The sequence below is a fragment of the Streptomyces sp. UNOC14_S4 genome, from assembly GCF_020740835.1.
In the GTDB taxonomy this organism is placed as follows: domain Bacteria; phylum Actinomycetota; class Actinomycetes; order Streptomycetales; family Streptomycetaceae; genus Streptomyces.
This window is the reverse complement of record NZ_JAINFC010000643.1, coordinates 1-3,694: the sequence shown is the minus strand read 5'-3', so window position 1 is coordinate 3,694 and position 3,694 is coordinate 1. Positions and strand designations below refer to the sequence as shown.

3 protein-coding genes are annotated in these 3,694 nt (G+C 71.4%); 2 read left to right on the top strand and 1 reads right to left on the bottom strand.

Translation table 11 applies throughout. The annotated features are described in order from the left end of the window. The coding region (locus K6I34_RS33575) for a bifunctional DNA primase/polymerase (RefSeq protein ID WP_229331822.1) at positions 1 to 487 on the top strand (487 nt) is incomplete at its 5' end. 105 nt (positions 488 to 592) lie between these two features. Here the strand turns inward: K6I34_RS33575 and ftsY are convergent. Further along, positions 593 to 1,843 (bottom strand): signal recognition particle-docking protein FtsY, encoded by a 1,251-nt coding sequence (gene ftsY, locus K6I34_RS33570; RefSeq protein WP_229331821.1) that lies wholly within the window; start codon positions 1,841 to 1,843, stop codon positions 593 to 595. Between the two features lie 269 nt (positions 1,844 to 2,112). Between ftsY and K6I34_RS33565 the strand changes: the two genes are divergently transcribed. Continuing rightward, positions 2,113 to 3,606: a cytosine permease gene (locus K6I34_RS33565; RefSeq protein ID WP_229331820.1), complete on the top strand. Its 1,494-nt coding sequence runs from the start codon at positions 2,113 to 2,115 to the stop codon at positions 3,604 to 3,606. Positions 3,607 to 3,694: the final 88 nt, after the last annotated feature.

Sequence of the window (3,694 nt, the reverse complement as noted above, 5' to 3'; positions counted from 1 at the left end):
CCCCGGTGCCCACCCCCTCTCCTTCGCACCTCCCGTCCCGGCGGGCGCCACGCTGGACGCCGCGGCCGCCGCGTGGGCCGAGGTGCCGGGCGCCGCCGTGCTGCTGCCCGTGGGCCGCTCGTTCGACGTCCTGGAGGTCGCGGAGACGGCAGGCCGTCACGCCCTCGCCCGGCTGGAGCGGATGGGGCTGCCGCTCGGTCCTGTGGCGCTCACGCCGCACGGGCGGGCACTCTTCTTCGTGGCGCCCGGTGCCGCCGCCGAGCTGCCGCAGCTCCTCTACCGCATGGGCTGGGACGACGCCCGGCTCGACCTGCGCTGCCTCGGCCCGGGCGACCACATCACGGCCCCGCCCTCCGACCTCGCGGGCCTCGGCCCGATGCGCTGGCTGCGCCCCCCGACCCTCGACACGGCGGGCAGGCCGCCGCAGGCGCGGCTGCTGCTGGGCACGCTGGCGTACGTCTGCCACCGCGCGCCGGCCGATCACTGAGCGGCCACCGCGCGACTGCTGAGCGACCGCTGAGCGACTGCTGTAAAGCGTCGGGGCCCCGCGGTCGCTGTGGCCGCGGGGCCCCGACGCTTTACTGCGGGACGGTCAGTCGCCGATGAGGGCGTCCACGAAGGCCGCGGGCTCGAAGGGGGCGAGGTCGTCCGCGCCCTCGCCGAGGCCCACCAGCTTCACCGGCACGCCCAGCTCACGCTGGACCGCGATGACGATGCCGCCCTTGGCGGTGCCGTCCAGCTTGGTGAGGACGATGCCCGTGATGTCCACGACCTCGGCGAACACACGGGCCTGCACCAGGCCGTTCTGACCGGTGGTGGCGTCCAGGACGAGCAGGACCTCGTCGACCGAGCCGTGCTTCTCCACGACGCGCTTGACCTTGCCGAGCTCGTCCATGAGCCCGGTCTTGGTGTGCAGCCGGCCCGCGGTGTCGACGAGGACGACGTCCGCGCTCTCGGCGATGCCCTCCTTGACCGCGTCGAAGGCGATCGACGCGGGGTCGCCGCCCTCGGGGCCGCGGACCGTACGGGCACCGACGCGCTCGCCCCAGGTCTGGAGCTGGTCGGCGGCGGCGGCGCGGAAGGTGTCGGCCGCGCCCAGGACCACGGACTTGCCGTCCGCGACGAGCACGCGCGCGAGCTTGCCGGTGGTGGTGGTCTTGCCGACGCCGTTCACGCCGACGACCAGCACGACGCCGGGCTTCTCCTCGCCGTTCGTGCCCACGCCGGGCTCGGTGTGGACGCTGCGGTCGGTGTCGGCGCCGATGAGGGAGATCAGCTCCTCGCGGAGCAGGGCGCGCAGCTCCTCGGGCGTGCGCGTGCCGAGCACCTTCACCCGCTCGCGCAGGCGCTCCACGAGCTCCTGGGTCGGGGCGACACCGACGTCGGCGGTGAGCAGGGTGTCCTCGATCTCCTCCCAGGTGTCCTCGTCCAGGTGCTCCCGGGAGAGCAGGGTCAGCAGGCCCTTGCCCAGGGAGTTCTGCGAGCGGGAGAGCCGCGAGCGCAGCCGGACGAGACGGCCCGCGGTGGGCTCGGGAACCTCGACCTCGGGCTCGGCGGGCGCCTCGGGCTCCGCCGGGGCCTCCGGCTCGGCGACGGGCGCCTCGGCGGCCGGGGCTTCGGCCTCGGCCTCGGGCAGGCCGACTTCTTCGACGGTCCGGCGCGGCTCCGGACGGGGCGCCTCCGCCTCCTCACCGACGTGCGGCTCGGCGGGCGGCGCGGTGACGGAGGGGCTGCTCGGCGGGGCCGGGGGCAGCTGCTTCTTCTTACGGCTGCTGACGACGAGCCCGCTGATCGCGCCCAGCGCGACCACGGCGATGACTACGGCAAGGATGACGATTTCCATAACGCACCCAGTATCGGACACATGGCCGCCGTGGCGCGGCGGTGCCGCAAGACCTGTGGACAAGCCGCGGATCCGGCTGTGGACAAGCCGCGGACCCGGCTGTGGATTCGTACAAATCAACAAGGACTAAAGCCACTATCTGGCCAAAGTTGGAGCAAAGTACGATGGCGTGGTCCTATGCGACGCGCGTAGAGTCCCCAGCGTCTCTTTTTGCCCCGGCTTTGTTGCCGGTGGCCGTCGCCCCGCTTCCCCCGCACGGAGCCCCCCACATGGACAACGTCGTCCTCGCCGAATCCGACGGCGCGATAGAAACCCGCGGCATCGAGCCCGTACCGGATCACGAGCGACACGGCCGTGTCAGGGAACTCTTCCCGACGTGGGTCGCCGCCAACATCAGCGTGCTGCTGCTCACCATGGGCGCGGCCCTGATCGTCTTCAACCAGCTGAACTTCTGGCAGGTCCTGATCGTCGCCGCGTGCGCCGCGGCCGTGTCCTTCGGCCTCGTCGGCCTGCTGTCGGTGTCCGGCAAGTGGGGCGGTGCCCCGGGCGCGATGCTCTCCCGCGCGACCTTCGGTGTCCGCGGCAACCTCTTCCCGGGCGCGATCCTGTGGATCGCCCGCTTCGGCTGGGAGACGATCAACGCGGTCACCGGCGCCTACGCGGTGCTGACCGTGCTCGACCTGCTCTTCGGCATCAAGAGCAACACCGCCCTGATCGTCGTCACGCTGTTCCTGTTCGTCGCCAGCACCTTCCTGGTGAGCGGCATGGGCCGCAAGGCGCTGAACGTCTGCAACACGTGGTCGACGTACCTCTTCGGCGTCTTCAGCGTGCTGGTGCTGGGCTACCTGATCGTCCACATCGACTGGCACGACGTCTTCTCCAAGCCCGCGGGCACCACGGCCATGGTCGTCGCGGGTGTCGGCACCATCGCCGCCGGCGGCATCAGCTGGGTGCCGACGGGCCCCGACTTCACGCGCTACCTGCCGCACAAGGCGTCGGGCAGGAAGATCGTCGGCGTGACGGTCTCCGGTGCCGGTCTGGTCATGGTCCCGATGGTGCTCATGGGCGGCGTCATGGCCGTCGCCACGCCGGACCTGGCCAAGGCGCCGGACCCGGTCTCCTTCCTCGGTGACATCCTGCCGACCTGGCTGGCCGTGCCGTACCTGGTCACCGCGATCGTGGGCATGCTGCTGATCAACAGCCTGTCGATGTACTCCGCCGGCTTCACCGCCCAGACGATGGGCGTCAAGCTGCCGCGCGCCATGGCCGTCAGCATCAACGCCGTCATCTCCCTGGTGGGCGGTCTGATGCTGATGCTGGTCGCGAAGAGCTTCCTGAGCTCCTTCATCACCTTCCTGATCCTGCTCGCGGTCTCCTTCTCCGCGTGGATCGGCGTCTACGCCGTCGACATGTTCCGTCGCAAGCAGCGCGCCGTGCGCTACGACGCGGAGGCGCTCATGGACACCGGCCGGACCAGCCGCTACTGGTACGTGGGCGGCTTCTGCTGGCAGGCGATGACCGCCTGGGCGGTGGCGCTCATCGGCGGCATCTGCTTCACCAAGTGCGACTGGTTCTCGGGCCCGCTCTCCGACACGTTCGTCGGGCGCTACGGGCTGGGCTGGGCGGCGACGATCGTCATCTCGGCGCTGATGATGCTGGTGCTGCCGACCCCGCGGGAGTCCGGGGTGGCCACCCCGGTTCTCGAGGGCGAGCGTGAGGGCGAGGCCGAGGGCGAGCCGGAGAAGGTCGCGGCCTCCGCCTGACCCGACCGCTGCGCTCGGCTTGACCGGACGTCCCCTTCTGCCGCTGGTTGCGGTGGGAGGGGGCGTTTTCTTATGCCCCCTCCCACCC

Coding starts and splice junctions, on each gene's coding strand:
- ftsY (WP_229331821.1), bottom strand. CDS start 1,843: ATGGAAATCGTCATCCTTGCCGTAGTCATCGCCGTGGTCGCGCTGGGC.
- K6I34_RS33565 (WP_229331820.1), top strand. CDS start 2,113: ATGGACAACGTCGTCCTCGCCGAATCCGACGGCGCGATAGAAACCCGC.